Origin of the sequence: Mongoliimonas terrestris (genome assembly GCF_001927285.1) — a bacterium.
In the GTDB taxonomy this organism is placed as follows: Bacteria; Pseudomonadota; Alphaproteobacteria; order Rhizobiales; family Pleomorphomonadaceae; genus Chthonobacter; species Chthonobacter terrestris.
In genome coordinates this window covers 1-3,301 of sequence record NZ_MSIG01000042.1, presented here as the reverse complement: position 1 = coordinate 3,301, position 3,301 = coordinate 1, and the positions used below count along the sequence as shown (strand labels likewise).

The following is a 3,301-nucleotide window of genomic DNA, read 5'->3' as shown; positions in this document are numbered from 1 at the left end:
CGTGCCGATGTCGACCGGCCTCACGGCGTTTGACCGCACCGTGGTCGGATGGGACATGTCTCGTGAGAATGACTGGTCTTTGAAGAAAGACTGGCCCGTGCGGACGAGCTTGCCGAAGTTCTGTCGGCCGCATGGGCGAACGATCGTATCGGCCGCGTGGGTTCACGCGGCAAGCCTGCCGCTCTCCTCCGGGAGGTGGCTTCGTTCCCTTCGGGGAAACGACATCATTCCCTTTGGGAATGACGTTGGGCGTCGATAATGAGAGCGATCAAGTGAGAGAAGGGCATCTGGTGAATGCCTTGGCGCTGAGAGGCGATGAAGGACGTGGTACGCTGCGATAAGCGTCGGGGAGCCGCGAACAGGCTTTGATCCGACGATCTCCGAATGGGGAAACCCACCTTCGACATCCCGAACCGTGAGCGCGTGCCGGATCCTGCGAGGGATCTGGGGCGTGTTTGCGCTTCGTGGTGTCACATGAGGGTATCTGATCCCTGAACACATAGGGGGTTAGAGGCGAACGCAGGGAAGTGAAACATCTAAGTACCTGCAGGAAAGGACATCAACCGAGACTCCGTCAGTAGTGGCGAGCGAACGCGGACCAGGCCAGTGGCCTTGGATTGACAAGCCGAACCGTCTGGAAAGTCGGGCATTATGGGTGACAGCCCCGTAGGCGCAATTTGATCCAAGGTCCTTGAGTAAGGCGGGACACGTGCAATCCTGTCTGAACATGGGGGGCCCACCCTCCAAGCCTAAGTACTCCTCAGCGACCGATAGTGAACCAGTACCGTGAGGGAAAGGTGAAAAGCACCCCGACGAGGGGAGTGAAACAGCACCTGAAACCGGATGCCTACAAACAGTCGGAGCCTGCCCTCCAAATTCCTTGGCGGGGCGGTCTTTCTTGTCTCGGCGGTAGCCGGGAATTTGGAAGACTTTAGAGTCGGCCACCACAATGCCAAGGCATTTGGTGGGCCGGGTGACGGCGTACCTTTTGTATAATGGGTCAGCGACTTATTGTTGCGAGCAAGCTTAAGCCGGTAGGTGTAGGCGCAGCGAAAGCGAGTCTGAACAGGGCGCTTCAGTTCGTAGCAATAGACCCGAAACGAGGTGATCTAGTCATGAGCAGGTTGAAGGTGCGGTAACACGCACTGGAGGACCGAACCCACGCCTGTTGAAAAAGTCGGGGATGACTTGTGACTAGGGGTGAAAGGCCAATCAAACCTCGAAATAGCTGGTTCTCCGCGAAATCTATTTAGGTAGAGCGTCGGATGAACACCTTGAGGGGTAGAGCACTGGATGGGCTAGGGGGTCCCACAGACTTACCAAACCTAACCAAACTCCGAATACTCAAGAGTGCTATCCGGCAGACACACGGCGGGTGCTAACGTCCGTCGTGAAAAGGGAAACAACCCTGACCTACAGCTAAGGTCCCGAAGTCGTGGCTAAGTGTGAAACGATGTGGGAATCCCAAAACAACCAGGATGTTGGCTTAGAAGCAGCCATCATTTAAAGAAAGCGTAACAGCTCACTGGTCTAAACAAGGGTTCCTGCGCGGACAATGTAACGGGGCTCAAGCCATGCACCGAAGCTTAGGGTTTGGCAGCAATGCCAAGCGGTAGCGGAGCGTTCCGTAGGCCGATGAAGGGAGACCCGCGAGGGCTCCTGGAGGTATCGGAAGTGAGAATGCTGACATGAGTAACGATAAAGGGTGTGAGAGACACCCTCGCCGAAAGTCCAAGGGTTCCTGCGTAAAGCTAATCTGCGCAGGGTTAGCCGGCCCCTAAGGCGAGGCCGAAAGGCGTAGTCGATGGGAACGGGGTGAACAGTCCCCGGCCAGCAGGTGGTGACGGATGCCGTGTATGGTTCCTCCTTATCGGATTGGAGGGGCCGTGAAGGCGTTCCAGGAAATAGCCCCTGCATCAGACCGTACCCGAAACCGACACAGGTGGACTGGTAGAGCATACCAAGGCGTTTGAGCGAACTGTGCTGAAGGAACTCGGCAAATTGCCTCCGTAACTTCGGGAGAAGGAGGCCCTCGTGGCGGGCAACCGCTGCGGGGGGGCACAGACGAGGGGGTGGCGACTGTTTAACAAAAACACAGGGCTCTGCGAAGCCGTGAGGCGACGTATAGGGTCTGACGCCTGCCCGGTGCCGGAAGGTTAAGAGGAGGGGTGCAAGCTCCGAATTGAAGCCCCGGTAAACGGCGGCCGTAACTATAACGGTCCTAAGGTAGCGAAATTCCTTGTCGGGTAAGTTCCGACCTGCACGAATGGCGTAACGACTTCCCCGCTGTCTCCAGCACAACCTCAGTGAAATTGAATTCCCCGTGAAGATGCGGGGTTCCTGCGGTCAGACGGAAAGACCCCGTGCACCTTTACTATAGCTTCACACTGGCATTCGTGTCGGCATGTGTAGGATAGGTGGTAGGCTTTGAAGCGGGGGCGCCAGCTCCCGTGGAGCCATCCTTGAAATACCACCCTTATCGTCATGACTGTCTAACCGCGGCCCGTCATCCGGGTCCGGGACAGTGTGTGGTGGGTAGTTTGACTGGGGCGGTCGCCTCCCAAAGAGTAACGGAGGCGCGCGAAGGTGGGCTCAGAGCGGTCGGAAATCGCTCGTCGAGTGCAATGGCATAAGCCTGCCTGACTGCGAGACTGACACGTCGAGCAGAGTCGAAAGACGGCCATAGTGATCCGGTGGTCCCTCGTGGACGGGCCATCGCTCAACGGATAAAAGGTACGCCGGGGATAACAGGCTGATGATGCCCAAGAGTCCATATCGACGGCATCGTTTGGCACCTCGATGTCGACTCATCACATCCTGGGGCTGGAGCAGGTCCCAAGGGTACGGCTGTTCGCCGTTTAAAGTGGTACGTGAGTTGGGTTCAGAACGTCGTGAGACAGTTCGGTCCCTATCTGCCGTGGGTGTAGGAGTATTGAGAGGATCTGTCCCTAGTACGAGAGGACCGGGATGGACGTACCTCTGGTGGACCTGTTGTGGCGCCAGCCGCATAGCAGGGTAGCTATGTACGGACTCGATAACCGCTGAAGGCATCTAAGCGGGAAACGAACCTCAAAACCAGTGCTCCCTATCAGAGCCGTGGTAGACCACCACGTCGATAGGCCGGGTGTGGAAGCGCGGCAACGCGCGAAGCTTACCGGTACTAATCGCTCGACCGGCTTCATCGCTCTCATTATCGATGCGCAACGGATGAAACGAGGCAGTCGGCAAGAGGCAGTAGGCAGTAGGAAGGTTGGCGCGACACCAACCCCTCGCGCCAACGGCACCTACTGCCTACTGCCTA

Annotated in this window: 1 rRNA gene; it reads left to right on the top strand. The window is 57.3% G+C overall.

What is annotated here, in order from left to right:
- The first annotated feature begins 266 nt into the window (after positions 1-266).
- Positions 267-3,185, top strand: a 23S ribosomal RNA gene (locus BUQ68_RS22505).
- Positions 3,186-3,301 lie beyond the last annotated feature (116 nt).